This window comes from Microbacterium sp. AC145 (assembly GCF_979258505.1).
This window is the reverse complement of record NZ_OZ409859.1, coordinates 765744-781337: the sequence shown is the minus strand read 5'-3', so window position 1 is coordinate 781337 and position 15594 is coordinate 765744. Positions and strand designations below refer to the sequence as shown.

Sequence of the window (15594 nt, the reverse complement as noted above, 5' to 3'; positions counted from 1 at the left end):
ATCGGCCGTGCCTGACGTTCAACGGGTTCACGCTTGGATGACGCGACGCACGCGACCGAGTCACATCGATCCAGGGAGGACGACCGTGTCCACAAGCGCTCGCTTGACACCGTCGATTTCGGAAACCACTTCCAAGACCCCGCGCGGCACCCTCTACCGGGGTCGCGAAGGCATGTGGTCGTGGGTGCTTCACCGCATCACCGGAGTCGCCATCTTCTTCTTCCTGTTGGTGCATGTGCTCGACACTGCACTCATCAGGGTGTCGCCCGAGGCCTACAACGCGGTCATCGGCACCTACAAGAACCCGATCATGGCGGTCGGCGAGGTCGTCCTCGTGGCCGGCATCGTGTTCCACGCGATGAACGGCCTGCGGATCATCGCGGTCGACTTCTGGTCGAAGGGTGCCAAGTACCAGCGACAGCTCTTCTGGGGCGTGCTCCTGGTGTGGGGAATCATCATGGCCGGCTTCGTGCCCCGCCACCTGATGCTCGCGTTCGCCGGATTCGGAGGAGGACACTGATGACCGCTCAGACCGTCTCCGCCCCCGCGCGCACCCGTCGCGGAGTCAACCTCGAGAAGTGGGGCTGGCTGTTCATGCGCGCCTCCGGCGTCGTGCTCGTGGTGCTGATCTTCGGACACCTGTTCATCAACCTGATGGTCGGCGAGGGCATCCACGCCCTGGACTTCGCGTTCATCGCCGGCAAGTTCGCCACGCCGTTCTGGCAGTGGTGGGACGTCATCATGCTGTGGCTCGCTCTCATCCATGGAGCCAACGGCATGCGCACGATCGTGAACGACTACGTCACGAACGACACCGCGCGCAAGGCGCTCATCTGGGCGCTCGGTCTCGCCGCGGGTCTGCTCATCCTCCTCGGCACCCTGGTCGTCTTCACGTTCGACCCGTGCCTCGGTGTGACCGAGTCGAGCACGCTGTGGGATTCCTGCCAGGCGCTGGGCCAGTAGAAGAGAAGGCAAACAAGAAGTGACTACCGAGACCCAGGATTCCGTCGTCCGCGACGGCGTGCACTACCACCAGTTCGACATCGTCATCGTCGGCGCCGGAGGCGCAGGCATGCGCGCGGCCATCGAGGCCGGCCCCGGTGCCAAGACCGCGGTGATCTCCAAGCTGTACCCGACCCGCTCGCACACCGGTGCCGCGCAGGGCGGTATGGCGGCGGCCCTCGCGAACGTCGAGGAGGACAGCTGGGAGTGGCACACCTTCGACACGGTCAAGGGTGGCGACTACCTGGTCGACCAGGATGCCGCGGAGATCCTCGCCAAGGAGGCGATCGACGCGGTCATCGACCTCGAGAACATGGGTCTGCCCTTCAACCGCACCCCCGAGGGAAAGATCGACCAGCGTCGGTTCGGCGGTCACACCGCCGAGCACGGCAAGACCCCGGTGCGCCGCGCCTGCTACGCAGCCGACCGCACGGGCCACATGATCCTGCAGACGCTGTTCCAGAACTGCGTCCGGCTCGGCATCAACTTCTTCAACGAGTTCTACGTGCTCGACCTGCTCACGGTCAAGGACGCCGACGGCAAGACGCAGGTCTCGGGCGTCGTCGCCTACGACCTGTCGACGGGCGAGCTGCACGTCTTCCAGGCCAAGGCAGTGATCTTCGCGACCGGTGGCTTCGGCAAGATCTTCAAGACGACCTCCAACGCCCACACCCTCACCGGTGACGGCGTCGGCATCGTCTGGCGCAAGGGCCTCCCCCTCGAGGACCTCGAGTTCTTCCAGTTCCACCCGACCGGCCTCGCGGGTCTCGGCATCCTCCTCACCGAGGGCGCACGAGGCGAGGGCGCGATCCTGCGCAACGCCTCGGGTGAGCGCTTCATGGAGCGCTACGCCCCGACCATCAAGGACCTGGCTCCGCGTGACATCGTCGCGCGCTGCATGGTGCAGGAGGTCGCGGAGGGCCGCGGAGCGGGTCCGCACAAGGATTACGTGCTGCTCGACTGCACGCACCTGGGCGCCGAGGTGCTCGAGACGAAGCTCCCCGACATCACCGAGTTCGCCCGCACCTACCTGGGCGTCGACCCGGTCGTCGAGCCCGTACCCGTGATGCCCACCGCGCACTACGCGATGGGTGGCATCCCGACCAACAACAACGGCGAGGTCCTCGCCGACAACGACACCGTGGTCCCCGGCCTGTACGCCGCGGGCGAGTGCGCGTGCGTCTCTGTGCACGGCGCCAACCGTCTCGGCACCAACTCGCTGCTCGACATCAACGTGTTCGGCAAGCGCTCGGGTCGCAACGCGGTCGAGTACGTCAAGACGGCCGAGTTCGTGCCGCTTCCCGAGAACCCGGCCGCCTTCGTCTCGGACATGCTCGAGGGCCTGCGCAACAACCAGGGCACCGAGCGCATCGCCGTGCTCCGCAAGGAGCTGCAGGACGAGATGGACAAGGGCGCGCAGGTCTTCCGCACGCACGAGTCGCTCGAGCACGTGCTCGGCGTCATCAAGGGGCTGCGCGACCGGTACAGGAACGTGCACGTCGACGACAAGGGCAAGCGGTTCAACACCGATCTGCTCGAAGCCGTCGAGCTGGGCTTCCTGCTCGACATCGCCGAGGTCGTCGTCTACGCCGCGCAGAACCGCCAGGAGAGCCGTGGCGGCCACATGCGCGACGACTTCCCCACGCGCGACGACGAGAAGTACATGAAGCACACGATGGCCTACCTCACCGGTGACCCGCACTCCTCCACGCCGAGCGATCACATCAAGCTCGACTGGAAGCCCGTCGTGTTCACGAAGAACGAGCAGGGCGAACTGAACTACCCGCCGATGGAGAGGAAGTACTGAGCATGTCGAGCGCCATCGCCGAGGCCCCCGCCGACACGACCGAAGAGGCTGCGATCCAGTCCTTCATCGTCACGTTCAACATCCGCCGGTTCGACCCCGAGGTCGACGCCGAGCCGCACTGGGTCGACTACGACGTGGAGCTGTACTCCACCGACCGCGTGCTCGACGCGCTGCACAAGATCAAGTGGGAGGTCGACGGCTCGCTGACCTTCCGTCGCTCGTGCGCCCACGGCATCTGCGGTTCCGACGCCATGCGCATCAACGGCCGCAACCGCCTCGCCTGCAAGACGCTGATCAAGGACCTCGACATCTCGAAGCCGATCTACGTCGAGGCGATCAAGGGACTGCCCCTCGAGAAGGACCTCGTCGTCGACATGGAGCCCTTCTTCGCCTCGTATCGCGAGGTGCAGCCGTTCCTCGTGGCAGGCTCCGTTCCCGAGAAGGGCAAGGAGCGCGTGCAGTCGATCGCCGATCGCGAGATCTTCGACGACACCACCAAGTGCATCCTGTGCGCCGCGTGCACCTCGTCGTGCCCCGTGTTCTGGACCGACGGCCAGTACTTCGGGCCCGCCGCGATCGTGAACGCGCACCGCTTCATCTTCGACTCGCGCGACGACAACGCCGACGTGCGCCTCGACATCCTCAACGACAAAGAGGGCGTGTGGCGCTGCCGCACCACCTTCAACTGCTCCGAGGCGTGCCCCCGTGGCATCGAGGTCACCAAGGCCATCGCCGAGGTCAAGCAGGCCGTGCTGCGCGGTCGTCCCTGACGAGCGAACGCTGACGACGCCGGGCGGGTTCCTTCACGGAGCCCGCCCGTTCTCGTCGCTTGGATAGGGTGAGGGTGTGTCTGATCCCGATGGCGCTGTGAGCGACCCCCGCCGCCTCGACGCGGCCGTCGAACGGGCCACCGCACTGACGCAGCGCACACTGGGTCTCTTCCCCGTGCGAGTGTGGCGACACTTCCTGCAGCACAACGGCTTCCTCCTCGCCGCGGGCGTGAGCTATCAGGCCCTCTTCGCGATCTTCGCCGCGGTCTATCTCGCCTTCGCCATCGCGGGTCTCTGGCTCGGCGGCAGCACCGCAGCGGTCGACGGCCTGATCGACATCATCAACAGCTACATTCCGAATCTGATCCTGGAACAGGGCGGGGTCTTCACCCCCGACCAGGTGCAGGAGATCGCAGCCAGCACCACGGGGCTCCTGAGCATCACCGGTCTGATCGCGCTCGGCACGGTCATCTGGACCGCCATCGGGTGGGTGACGTTCTCTCGACGCGCCACGCGGGACATCTTCGGGCTGCCGCCCGACCGCCGCAGCTACGTCATCCTGAAGGCGAGAGACCTTCTGGCCGCGCTGATCTTCGGAGTCTCCCTGCTCGCGGGCTCGCTGCTCAGCTCGGCGAGCGCGGTCGCGCTCAGCTGGATTCTCAGCCTGCTGGGATGGGACTCGGCGCTCGACGGTCTGACCAGCATCCGCATCGGCACCGTGCTGGTGTCCTTCGCGCTGCTGTCGGCCGCACTGGCGGCGATGGTCCGTTTCCTCACCGGAACGTCGCTCCACTGGGGAACGATCTGGCCCGGCGCGATCCTCGGCGGCGGCGCCATGACGATCCTGCAGTTCGGTGCCGGTTTCCTGCTGAGCTACACGCCCTCGAACCCGCTCCTCGCGACCTTCGCCATCTTCATCGGCCTGCTGCTGTGGTTCCGCGTCAACGGTGTCGTGATGCTGGTGGCGTCTTCGTGGATCGCCGTGGCCGCGCAGGACCGCGACCTTCCGCTCCAGTCACAGACGGAGGCGGAGCGTCGCGTGGCCGAGCACGAGACGCTCGTACAGGCAGCGCGCATCCGGCTGCGCGACGCACATGCCGATCGCGACTCAGCTCCCTGGTACCGAACGTGGTCTGCCGAGCGGGCGGTGCGCGCGGCCGAGAAGGAGATCGCGGAACTCGAGGCGTCCGCTCCCCCACCTGCCGACGCCGCGATGCCACTGGCTCAGCGCCTCCTCTCCGACCTGCAGCGCCCGTCTCGGGATGTCGGCGGCGCTCGTTAGGCTTGTGTGCATGCCTCATCTGCGTATCGCCTCGGTCAATGTCAACGGAATCCGAGCGGCCGCTCGCAACGGAATCAGCACCTGGCTCGATGCCGCTGACGTCGACATCCTGACGCTGCAGGAGGTCCGAGGTCAGGACGAGCACCTCGAGGCAGCGCTTCCCGGATGGACCTTCGTGCACGACGAGGCGACCGCCAAGGGACGTGCCGGCGTCGCGATCGCCAGCCGCACTGCGGCTCTCGCCACACGCGTCGATCTCGGTCCCGCGGACTTCGATTCGAAGGGGCGCTGGATCGAGGCCGATTTCCTGATCGGCGATCGGCCGCTCACAGTGGTCAGCGCATACGTCCACAGCGGCGAGGCAGACACCCCCAAGCAGGAAGAGAAGTGGAAGTTCCTCGACGCGTTCGAGAGCCGACTCGCCGAGCTCGGCGGCGACGATGCGTCGCTCGCCCTGATCACCGGCGACCTCAACGTCGGACACCGCGAACTCGACATCAAGAACTGGCGGGGCAACCGCAAGAAAGCCGGCTTCCTGCCCCGTGAGCGGGCCTATTTCGATCGCTTCCTCGGTGCACACGGTGAGCAGGTCGACGGCGTCGACGGCTCGACCGGACCGGGACTCGGATGGGTCGACGTCGGACGCGCGTTCCACGGCGAGGTCGACGGCCCCTACACGTGGTGGTCGATGCGCGGCCAGGCGTTCGACAACGACTCCGGATGGCGCATCGATTACCACCTCGCGACTCCGGCGCTCGCCGAGCGGGCGACCGCGTACCACGTGGCACGCGCCGCGGCATACGACCAGCGGTGGAGCGACCACGCCCCCGTCGTCGTCGACTACACGTACTGACCGCCTGCGACCGGCGGGATCGTGCACCGCCGCAGCCCCCATAGGATTGATACCGTGACGAAACCACGCCTCTACTCAGGAATGCAGCCCTCCGCCGACTCTCTGCAGATCGGCAACTACATCGGCGCGCTCCTGCAGTGGCGTGAGCTGCAGAGCTCGTACGACGCGTATTTCTCGGTCGTCGACCTGCACGCGCTGACCGTCGCCCAGGACCCTGCAGAGCTCCGCGAGAAGACCCGCCGCACGGCCGCCCAGTACATCGCGGCCGGCATCGAGCCCTCGCAGTCGACGCTGTACGTGCAGTCCCACGTGCGTGCGCATGCCGAGCTCGCCTGGATCCTGTCGACCATCACCGGATTCGGTGAGGCTGGTCGCATGACCCAGTTCAAGGACAAGTCGGCCCGCTACGGCGCCGATGCCACGAGCGTGGGCCTGTTCACGTATCCGGTGCTCATGGCGGCCGACATCCTGCTCTACCAGACCGACGTCGTGCCGGTGGGCGATGACCAGAAGCAGCACGTCGAACTCACCCGCGACCTGGCGGAGCGCTTCAACTCCCGCTTCGGCGAGACTTTCGTGGTGCCGCGCCCGGTGATCCAGAAGGACACCGCGCGCATCTACGACCTGCAGAATCCGACCTCGAAGATGTCGAAGTCCGCGGAGAGCGACGCCGGAGTGCTGTGGATGCTCGACGACCCGGCCAAGTCCGCGAAGAAGATCATGCGAGCGGTGACCGACAACGAAGGTTCGGTGCGCTTCGACCGTGAGAACAAGCCCGGCGTCTCGAACCTTCTGACTATCTACGCGGCGCTCACCGGCCGCCAGGTCGGCGCGATCGAAGACGAGTACGCGGGCCGCGGCTACGGGGACTTCAAGAAGGGCCTCGCCGAGGTCGTGGTCTCCGAGTTCGAGCCGGTGCGCTCCCGCGCGCTGGATCTTCTCGACGACCCCGCAGAACTCGATCGCATCCTCGCGGCGAACGCCGGTCGCGCAGATGCCGTCGCCGATGCGACCCTCACCGCCGTGTACGACCGCGTGGGTCTGCTGCGGCGGGTCTGATCTGCCCGCCCTAGGATGGTGGCGTGACTGATCCACAGCTGCCCCCGCCCGGAGCCGTTCCCGCCGCACATCAGCCCGCGGACGGTCAGCCCCCGATCGCTCCCCCGCCCTACTACGCGGAGCAGCCTCCCGCGGCACAGCCTCCCGCGGCACAGCCTCCGGCCTACCCGAGCGCCCCCGCATATCCGAGCGCTCCGGCATATCCGAGCGCTCCCGAGTACCCCGCTGCTCCCCCGTATCCCGGCGCGCAGGCCTCCGGTTACCAGGCCGCACCTCCCGGCGCATATCAGGTGCCCGTGGGCGGGTACGCTGCAGCATCCGGTACCTACGATGTGGCGCCGCCGCCTGAGAAGCGGTCATCCCTGCTCGGCATCCTCGCGCTGGTCTTCGCCGTCGCGGCCGCGATCGTCATCCCGATCATCGGGGGCATCGTCGGATTCGAGATCGGCACCCGCCTTCCGGGAGGACTGGACACGAGCGATTCAGACGTCCTGGCGATCCTCTCCCCGGCGCGCGACCAGGTGCTCTGGGCCGAGATCTCCTTCTGGACCGGAACGGTCCTCGGCATCGCTGCGATCGTCGCCGGCATCATCGCGATACGCAGGAAGCAGGGTCGCGGTGCCGGCATCGCTGCCATCGTCGTCGCGGTCGCAGGCCCGATCATCTTCTGGGTCGGGATCGTCATCGCGCTGTCGGCGGGCACCGCTTCGGGCTTCATGCCCTGATCGTCGGAACCGGGCATCGACGGCCTGGTGCGACGCAACCGGTGGGCCGATCCTCAGCGCGGCGCGTGATGCTTCTGCTGGGCAGCCAGCAGCCCTTCACCGACGAGCATCTCGACGGCGTCGGCGGCATCGGAGACGAGGATGGGCAGATTCGCCCGTTCGTCCTTGCCGAAGGGTGACAGCACCCAGTCGGCCGGATCCTGACGCCCCACCGGCCGACCGATGCCGACACGCACTCGGGGGAACTCCGGGGTCGTGATGGCTCTCGCGATGTCGCGCACTCCGTTGTGACCCCCGTGTCCGCCACCGATCTTGAGCTTGACGGTGTCGAACGGGATGTCGAGTTCATCGTGCACGACCACGATCCGCTCGGGGGCCACCGAGTAGAACCGAGCGAGTGCAGCAACCGGGGTTCCCGAGACGTTCATGAACGTGTTGGGCTTGGCGAGCACGATCTTGTCGCCCCCGGGGCGGAGCCATGTCTCGACGACGCGCGCGCCGCCCTTGTGCTCACGGAATGTCTCGTTGCGGCGCGAGGCCAGCTCATCGATCACCATCTGACCGATGTTGTGCCTCGTCGCCTCGTATCGCGGGCCGGGATTGCCGAGCCCCACCACCAGCCAGGTGGATGCCATGCCGTCGTCCTCTCGGGTTCGGGTCCGTGCGGCCCGGGTCAGGATACGACAGAGGGGGCGCGATCTGCTCGCGCCCCCTCTGTGATGCAGTCAGCTGAGTGCTGCGCCGGCGGAGATCACTCCGCTGCGGGCGCCTCCTCGGCGGGAGCCTCGTCGGCTCCGGCCTCGTCCTCGTCGAGGGACTCCTCCGCCGGGATCGAGATGGCGACGACGAGAACCTCGGGGTCGGTCAGCAGCGTCGAGCCCTTGGGGAGCGTGACGTCGGCGGCGGTGATGTGCGCGCCGTCTTCGAGACCCTCGACCGAGACCTCGACGTTCTGCGGGAGGTGCGTGGCCTCGGCCTCGATCGACAGGGTGTTCGCGTCCTGGTTGACGATCGTGCCGGGAGCGGACTCGCCGGTGACGATGACGGGAACGTCGATCGCGACCTTCTCGCCCTTCTTCACGACCAGCAGGTCGATGTGCTCGATGATCTGGTGCACGGGGTCCTTCTGGACGTCCTTGACCAGGGCGAGGTGTCCCTTGCCCTCGATGTCGAGCTCGAGCAGCGCGTTCGCACGGCGGATGATGAGCGAGACCTGGTGGCCCGGCAGTGCGACGTGCACCGGGTCGGTGCCGTGGCCGTACAGAACGGCGGGGATCTTGCCGGCGGCGCGGAGGCGGCGAGCGAAGCCCTTGCCGAAGTTCTCGCGAATCTCGGCCTGGACCTTGGTGTCTTCAGACATGGGGTTCTCCTTCGGGGCACGCAGCGAGCAGCCGCGCGGTGGTCTATGGAACAGCTCTCGAACGCTGACGCGTGAAAGAAGCCACCGGGCTTGCTTCGCCGCGTCGATAACGGATCCGTGCGCACGCGCACTGATCCCTCGCCGAGGTACTCCCTTCATGGTACCCGATCACCCGATAGGCTGAGGACACCGTTCCCTCTCGCAGAACATGGAGTTCCTCATGCTCGACGGCGTCTTCTTCTCGCACGCGATCGCCTGGGTCATCGGAGCGATGTCGCTCTGCGCCGCCGTCGCCACATTCGGCGCACTCTTCTCCCTCGGGCGCTCGGGCTACCGCAAGGACTGATCGCGACGTCTCGGGCACCGCGCCTCCGCGCGCCGGTCGTCATCGGTCGTCACACCGCGACCGCGCCCGAGCACCCGCGATATCCTGGAAGCATCCCCTTCTTCTCGATCTAGGAGCCATCTGTGCCCGAAGCATCAGCGAACATCGGAGTCGTCGGACTCGCCGTCATGGGTTCGAACCTCGCCCGCAACCTCGCCAGCCGCGAGGGCAACACGGTGGCGATCTTCAACCGCAGCTACGAGAAGACCGAGACCCTCGTCTCCGACCACCCTGAGGCCGGCTTCGTCGCCGCCAAGACCTACCGGGAGTTCGCCGACTCGCTGCAGAAGCCGCGCACCGCGATCATCATGGTCAAGGCCGGCGGCCCGACCGACGCAGTGATCGACTCGCTGGTCGAGGTCTTCGAGCCGGGCGACATCATCGTCGACGGCGGCAACGCCTACTTCCCCGACACGATCCGTCGCGAGAAGGCCGTCCGCGAGACGGGCATCAACTTCGTCGGCGCCGGCATCTCCGGTGGCGAAGAGGGCGCGCTCACCGGCCCCTCGATCATGCCCGGCGGCTCGGACGAGTCCTGGGTCACCCTCGGGCCGATCCTCAAGTCGATCGCCGCCGTCGCTGAGGGCGAGCCGTGCGTCACGCACGTCGGCCACGACGGCGCCGGACACTTCGTCAAGATGGTGCACAACGGCATCGAGTACGCCGACATGCAGCTGATCGCCGAGGCTTACGACCTCATCCGCCGCGGCACGGGCAAGTCCCCCGCCGAGATCGCCGAGATCTTCGCCGAGTGGAACAAGGGCGAGCTCGAGTCCTACCTGATCGAGATCACCGCAGAGGTGCTCCGCCAGGTGGATGCCGAGACCGGCAAGCCCCTCGTCGACGTCATCCTCGACCAGGCCGGCGCCAAGGGCACCGGCGCGTGGACCGTGCAGACCGCACTGTCGCTGGGCGTCCCCGTCTCGGGCATCGCCGAGGCCACGTTCGCCCGCTCGCTGTCGTCGCACCCCGAGCAGCGCGAGGTCGCAGGTTCGCTCCCCGGCCCCGACGAGGAGTTCGTCGTCGCCGACGAGGCCGCTTTCATCGAAGACGTCCGTCTCGCGCTCTACGCCTCGAAGATCGTCGCGTACTCGCAGGGCTTCGACGAGATCCGCGCGGGTGCAGCCGAGTACGGCTGGAACATCGACCTCGGCGCGATCAGCAAGATCTGGCGCGGAGGCTGCATCATCCGCGCGCAGTTCCTCAACCGCATCGCCGACGCCTACGAGGCAGAGCCCGGCCTGCCCGTGCTGCTGACCGCTCCGTACTTCACCGAGGCGATCACGCGCGCTCAGGCGCCGTGGCGTCGCGTCGTGGTCGCGGCGGCACAGGCCGGCATCCCGGCTCCGGCGTTCTCGTCGTCGCTGTCGTACTACGACGGCATCCGTGCCGACCGCCTGCCCGCCGCCCTCGTCCAGGGACAGCGCGACTTCTTCGGTGCGCACACCTACAAGCGCATCGACAAGCCGGGCACGTTCCACACGCAGTGGTCGGGCGACCGCACCGAGATCGAAGCCGAAGACACGCACTGAGCGAGTCCCGCACATGACGAAGGCCCCGGCGATTCCGCCGGGGCCTTCGTCATGTCTCACCGGGTGATGTCCTGCACCGTCCCCTTCGCCAGCCGCAGGCGCCTGGTGGCCCGACGGGCGACCGCCGAGTCGTGCGTGACGACGATCATGGTGATCCCCTCCGCGCACAGCCCCTCGAGCAGCGCGAGGATCTCATCACGCATGCTCTCGTCGAGGTTGCCCGTGGGCTCGTCGGCGAGCAGCACGCGAGGACGCTTCACGATCGCCCGCGCGATCGCCACACGCTGCTGCTGACCGCCCGACAGCTCGGTGGGCAGGTGATCGCCGCGGTCGGCGAGGCCGACGTGAGCGAGAGCCTCGGCGACCCGCGTCGCGCGCTCGGTGCGGCTCAGGTCGGTCGGCTCGAGGGCCATGTTCACGTTCTCGGCCGCCGTCAGAGTGGGAATCAGGTTGAACCCCTGGAAGACGAAGCCGATCTCCTCGGCGCGGATGCGGCTGAGCTCGCGTGCGGATGCCGACGCCAGCTCGATCTCACCGAGCTTCAGCGATCCGGACGAGGGCTTGTCGAGTGCGCCGAGCATCTGCAGCAGAGTCGACTTGCCCCCGCCCGTCGGCCCCTGGATGGTGACGAACTCACCGGAGTGGATCGTGAGGTCGACGCCCGTGAGCGCCTTCACCGTGCGCCCCTTCTGCGTGTAGGTGCGTGTCACACCCCGTGCGCGGTACAGCGGCGCCGTGGCATCCGTGCCGTTCGTGGCCGGAGCGATGTCTGCGATGGTCATGTCGTGTCTCCTTGTCGTGCGATGGGTGATCGAGCGTCCGTCAGGCGACGGATCGCAGGGCCTCGGCCGGGCTGAGACGCGCCGCGCGCCAGCCTCCGAACGCTCCGGCCACGAGGCCGCCGAGCACCGCGAGACCGACCGCGGCGACCAGCACCCACGGGGTGAACGGAGCCTGCAGCACGATGTCGGCCGCCTGCTGGGTCTGGAACATGCCGCCTCCTCCCGTCGGACCGCCGCCCATGCCTCCGGGGCCGCCTTCCGAGTTGCCCGCGGCAGCGGCGGCGACGGTCGGCTTCACGAGATTGATGACGACGATGCCGGCGATCCCGAGCGCGAGTCCCACTGCGCCACCGATCAGTCCTTGGACCATCGATTCGCCGGCGACCTGGCGCACGACGCGCCCGTTCGACCAACCGATCGCCTTGAGCGTGCCGAACTCGCGGGTGCGGCGGGAGACGCCGGACAGGGTGAGCAGCACCGAGAGCAGCACGGCCACGGCGAGCACGATGATCGACAGCCAGGTGCCGAGGTTCGTGATCAGCGACGTCGCGCTCGACAGGGACCCGGAGACCGTGGAGGCGAGCTCGGACTGCGAGGTGATCGTCGCGTCCGGCAGCTCTTCCGAGAGGGAAGCCTGCACCGCGTCGATCGACGATGCGGACTCCGCCTGGACGTACACGGTCGAGATGACGTCTCCGGCTCCGGAGAGCTCCTGCGCCGTGTCGAGCGGCAGGTAGACGTTCGCGGCGGTGTCGGCGGAGTCGGAGGTGGATGCCACGACACCGACGACCTCGACATCGGAACCGGCGACGTCGATGATGTCGCCGACGGCGACCTCGTTCGTGGTCGCGTAGGTCGCGTCGACGAGCGCGACGAGCGCCCCGGCGTCATCCGTGTCGAGAGCCCGGCCGTCACTGACCTCGACCGAGGCGAGCGGACCCACCGACGTCACGGCGGGGTCGATGCCGAGCACGGTGAACGAATCGACGCCGAACGAGCCGCCACCCGCGCCGCCTGTGCCGCCCTCCGGCGGAGCCTGACCCTCGGTCGGCGCGGTTCCCTCGGTCGTGCCGTCCTGCGCGCCGAAGCCACCGCTCGGAAGCTCGCCCGAGAACGTCGAGTTGGTGAGGCTCAGTGCCCCGGACGCCGCGGTCACGCCATCCGTCGAAGTCACCGTGTCGAGCACGGACGCGTCGAGCGTTCCGCGCATGAAGTCCGTCATCAGCGTCGACTGGCTGAGAGTGGTCGTGTCTCCTTCGGTGGCTCCGTCTTCGGATCCGAAGTCGAAGCGCTGCCCGCCTCCCTCCCCCGGTTCCGCCGCGGCTCCGGTCACCGTGAGGTCGGTGCCGACTCCGTACACCGACTCCAGGGCTTGTACCTGCGCATCGCGCACTCCTGCCGTGAGGGCGTTGACGATGATCACCAGAGCGATCGCGATCGCGAGTCCGATCGCGACGATCCACGTCTGCTTCTTGCGGCCCGCCAACTCTCGCCGCAGATATGTCCCGTGCATGTGTCTCCTTACGCCGCGCCGTTCGCGGGCCGATCACGACGCTAAAGAGCGCAGTTTTGCGAGATCGAGGGAGGAGTGATGAGAAACCTATCGAGCGCACATCTCACAGGAGACGCATAGCGCGCTCCATAGAAACCCCATAGGTGATTCCGCAGAATGTACTCATGAGCACCGATCTTCCCGAACTGCGCCGCCCCGACGGCTCGCCCCTGCGCATCCTCGCCGTCGATGACGAGCAGATGCTCACCGATCTGCTCGCGATGGCTCTGCGCATGGAGGGCTGGGAGGTGCGCACCGCGTCGTCCGGCCTCGAGGCGCTGCAGGTCGCGCGCGAGTTCGAGCCGGATGCGCTGGTGCTCGACATCATGATGCCTGACCTCGACGGCATGGCCGTGCTGCGCCGACTCCGCGAGTCCGGCAGCCTCGTGCCGGTGCTGTTCCTCACCGCGAAGGACGCGGTCGGCGACCGCGTCGCCGGTCTCACCGCGGGAGGAGACGATTACGTCACCAAGCCCTTCAGCCTCGAAGAGGTCATCGCGCGACTGCGCGCCATCATCCGCCGCACCGGGCACGCGACAGCCGATGACGGCCAGTCGATCCTGCGCGTGGCCGACCTCACTCTCAACGAGGACAGCCACGAGGTCATGCGCGACGGCACCGAGATCGAGCTGACCGCGACCGAGTTCGAGCTGCTCCGCTATCTGATGCGCAACGAGCGTCGTGTGCTGTCGAAGGCCCAGATCCTCGACCGTGTGTGGAGTTATGACTTCGGCGGCAAGTCATCCGTCGTCGAGCTGTACATCTCGTACCTCCGCAAGAAGATCGACGCCGGACGCACACCGCTGCTGCACACCGTGCGAGGTGTCGGCTACATGATCAAGGCGCCCCAGTGAGCTCGACGAGGATGGCTCGGCGGCCGATGAGCCTGCAGACGCGGCTGATGACAGCCGTGATCGGCTTCGTCTCGCTCATCCTCGTGATCGTCGCCGTCATCACCAGCGCGCTGCTCGGCGGCACGCTCGAACAGCAACTCCAAGACAAGGTGACCAACTACTCCGGTCAGGTCGCCCAGGCTGTCGGCAGCGTGCCGGCGAAGTACGCCGACGTCGACTCGATCTTCGAGGGCCAGGGCTCGCGTGTTCCTCCCGGCATCCTGATGGCCGTGTCGAGCACCGCGGGCGGCACGAGCGGAATCGTGTTCCCCGACACCAAAGGCGAGCTGAGTGGCGTGTCGCAGACACTCACGAGCGCCGATCTCGAGCGGATCGACACAGCACTCAACGGACGTCGCGTCGGAACGGTGACCCTCGATGACTTCGGCTCCTACCTCGTGGTCGTCCAGCAGGCACCCAACGGGGTGAACGTCGTCACGGGGCTCCCCCGCACCGACATCCAGAATCAGCTGACCACGCTCCTCACCGTCATAGTGCTCGCGACGCTCGGCGGGCTCATTCTGCTGGCACTCACCACCGCCATCACCATCAGGGTCGGGCTGAGGCCCCTGCGCGCCGTCGCCGCGACCGCCACACGCGTCGCCAACCAGCCGCTCGATCGCGGCGAGGTGCAGATCACAGAACGGGTACCAGCGGCTGAAGCCGACTCGCGCACCGAGACGGGGCTCGTCGGCGCCTCTCTGAACACCCTGCTCGACCACGTGAACACGTCATTGGCGGCGCGACAGAAGAACGAGGAGCGGATGCGGCGTTTCGTCGCCGACGCGAGCCACGAGCTGCGCACGCCGCTGTCATCGATCCGCGGATACTCCGAGCTTTCGCTGCGTGCACTGAAGCAGCAGGGCGGAGAGGCGGCGATCGAGGGCACGACGACCTCGCTCGAGCGCATCCAGGCGCAGTCGCTGCGCATGACCCGTCTGGTCGAGGATCTGCTGCTGCTCGCCCGACTCGACGAGGGGCGAGAGCTGGTCTACGGCACCGTCGATCTCACCCAGCTGGCGGTCGAGGGTCTCACCGACGCGCGCCCCACCGCTGCCGATCATCACTGGAACATCGAGGTGCCCGACGAGCCCATCGTCATCATGGGCGATGCCGGTCGGATGCATCAGGTGGTCGCGAATCTGCTCGCTAACGCCCGGACACACACGCCGGCCGGCACGACGATCACTCTGCGGGTCGGTCGCGAGGGCGAGGATGCGATCATCAGCGTGCACGACGACGGTCCGGGGATCGACCCCGGTGTGCGCGACGAGCTCTTCGCCCGCTTCGCGCGCGGCGACAGCTCACGCGCCCGCCAGACCGGCGGCACCGGCCTCGGATTGGCCATCGCGAAGGCGATCGTCGAAGGCCACGGCGGGCACATCACCGTCGCCAGCGAACCGGGAGACACGACCTTCGCCGTGCGCATCCCCGTGAATCCGGCGGCCGGGGCAGACTGAGGTCGACCCCGGTCCGTCGCGCCGTCTGCAGGACCGGGGCACGTCTGCAGGACGAACGGATGACTTCAGCCCTGCATCCGTGCTTTCGTCCTGCAGACGGTGCGGGAGACGATTGCACGAGCCATCGGTTTC

16 protein-coding genes are annotated in these 15594 nt (G+C 67.5%); 12 read left to right on the top strand and 4 right to left on the bottom strand.

From position 1 onward, the window contains the following. Nucleotides 1-85: 85 nt before the first annotated feature. From sdhC to ACZZZN_RS03765, 8 genes are all read left to right on the top strand, one after another. On the top strand, nucleotides 86-520 hold the full coding sequence (gene sdhC / locus ACZZZN_RS03800) for a succinate dehydrogenase, cytochrome b556 subunit (protein ID WP_463503890.1): 435 nt from the start codon (nucleotides 86-88) through the stop codon (nucleotides 518-520). Continuing rightward, nucleotides 520-963, top strand: a complete 444-nt coding sequence (locus tag ACZZZN_RS03795; protein ID WP_463503889.1) for a succinate dehydrogenase hydrophobic membrane anchor subunit — start codon at nucleotides 520-522, stop codon at nucleotides 961-963. Before sdhC ends, ACZZZN_RS03795 begins: the two co-directional genes overlap by 1 nt. Before the next feature lie 19 nt (nucleotides 964-982). Beyond that, on the top strand, nucleotides 983-2809 hold the full coding sequence (gene sdhA, locus ACZZZN_RS03790) for a succinate dehydrogenase flavoprotein subunit (protein ID WP_463503888.1): 1827 nt from the start codon (nucleotides 983-985) through the stop codon (nucleotides 2807-2809). A 2-nt stretch (nucleotides 2810-2811) separates the two neighbouring features. Continuing rightward, complete coding sequence (locus tag ACZZZN_RS03785; protein ID WP_463503887.1) at nucleotides 2812-3579, top strand: succinate dehydrogenase iron-sulfur subunit; 768 nt, start codon at nucleotides 2812-2814, stop codon at nucleotides 3577-3579. Between the two features lie 76 nt (nucleotides 3580-3655). Beyond that, nucleotides 3656-4861 carry a YihY/virulence factor BrkB family protein gene (locus ACZZZN_RS03780; RefSeq protein WP_463503886.1) on the top strand — a complete coding sequence of 402 codons (1206 nt, stop codon included), beginning with the start codon at nucleotides 3656-3658 and terminating at the stop codon, nucleotides 4859-4861. A 10-nt stretch (nucleotides 4862-4871) separates the two neighbouring features. Next, nucleotides 4872-5714, top strand: coding sequence for an exodeoxyribonuclease III (locus ACZZZN_RS03775; protein WP_463503885.1), 843 nt, complete (start codon nucleotides 4872-4874; stop codon nucleotides 5712-5714). Between the two features lie 54 nt (nucleotides 5715-5768). Then, the gene (trpS, locus tag ACZZZN_RS03770; RefSeq protein WP_463503884.1) at nucleotides 5769-6773 is read left to right on the top strand and encodes a tryptophan--tRNA ligase; all 1005 of its coding nucleotides are present in this window, start codon (nucleotides 5769-5771) and stop codon (nucleotides 6771-6773) included. 23 nt (nucleotides 6774-6796) lie between these two features. After that, nucleotides 6797-7498 carry a hypothetical protein gene (locus ACZZZN_RS03765; RefSeq protein WP_463503883.1) on the top strand — a complete coding sequence of 234 codons (702 nt, stop codon included), beginning with the start codon at nucleotides 6797-6799 and terminating at the stop codon, nucleotides 7496-7498. A gap of 53 nt (nucleotides 7499-7551) precedes the next feature. Here ACZZZN_RS03765 and pth read toward each other — a convergent pair whose 3' ends face one another. Both pth and ACZZZN_RS03755 read right to left on the bottom strand, forming a co-directional pair. Continuing rightward, nucleotides 7552-8133 (bottom strand): aminoacyl-tRNA hydrolase, encoded by a 582-nt coding sequence (gene pth / locus ACZZZN_RS03760; RefSeq protein ID WP_463503882.1) that lies wholly within the window; start codon nucleotides 8131-8133, stop codon nucleotides 7552-7554. A 116-nt stretch (nucleotides 8134-8249) separates the two neighbouring features. After that, nucleotides 8250-8858, bottom strand: a complete 609-nt coding sequence (locus ACZZZN_RS03755; RefSeq protein ID WP_463503881.1) for a 50S ribosomal protein L25/general stress protein Ctc — start codon at nucleotides 8856-8858, stop codon at nucleotides 8250-8252. Nucleotides 8859-9078: 220 nt separating this feature from the next. Here ACZZZN_RS03755 and ACZZZN_RS03750 point away from each other — a divergent pair, with 220 nt between their 5' ends. Then, complete coding sequence (locus ACZZZN_RS03750; protein ID WP_267238687.1) at nucleotides 9079-9204, top strand: hypothetical protein; 126 nt, start codon at nucleotides 9079-9081, stop codon at nucleotides 9202-9204. A 122-nt stretch (nucleotides 9205-9326) separates the two neighbouring features. Then, nucleotides 9327-10775, top strand: a complete 1449-nt coding sequence (gene gndA, locus ACZZZN_RS03745) for an NADP-dependent phosphogluconate dehydrogenase (protein WP_463503880.1) — start codon at nucleotides 9327-9329, stop codon at nucleotides 10773-10775. 56 nt (nucleotides 10776-10831) lie between these two features. Here gndA and ACZZZN_RS03740 read toward each other — a convergent pair whose 3' ends face one another. After that, a complete protein-coding gene (locus ACZZZN_RS03740; RefSeq protein ID WP_463503879.1) occupies nucleotides 10832-11557 on the bottom strand; it encodes an ABC transporter ATP-binding protein in 726 nt (241 codons plus the stop codon). 40 nt (nucleotides 11558-11597) lie between these two features. Continuing rightward, the gene (locus ACZZZN_RS03735) at nucleotides 11598-13070 is read right to left on the bottom strand and encodes an ABC transporter permease (protein ID WP_463503878.1); all 1473 of its coding nucleotides are present in this window, start codon (nucleotides 13068-13070) and stop codon (nucleotides 11598-11600) included. Between the two features lie 164 nt (nucleotides 13071-13234). Here ACZZZN_RS03735 and ACZZZN_RS03730 point away from each other — a divergent pair, with 164 nt between their 5' ends. Both ACZZZN_RS03730 and ACZZZN_RS03725 read left to right on the top strand, forming a co-directional pair. Next, nucleotides 13235-13963, top strand: a complete 729-nt coding sequence (locus tag ACZZZN_RS03730; RefSeq protein ID WP_056280043.1) for a response regulator transcription factor — start codon at nucleotides 13235-13237, stop codon at nucleotides 13961-13963. A gap of 26 nt (nucleotides 13964-13989) precedes the next feature. Then, nucleotides 13990-15462 (top strand): sensor histidine kinase, encoded by a 1473-nt coding sequence (locus ACZZZN_RS03725; RefSeq protein ID WP_463503877.1) that lies wholly within the window; start codon nucleotides 13990-13992, stop codon nucleotides 15460-15462. Nucleotides 15463-15594: the final 132 nt, after the last annotated feature.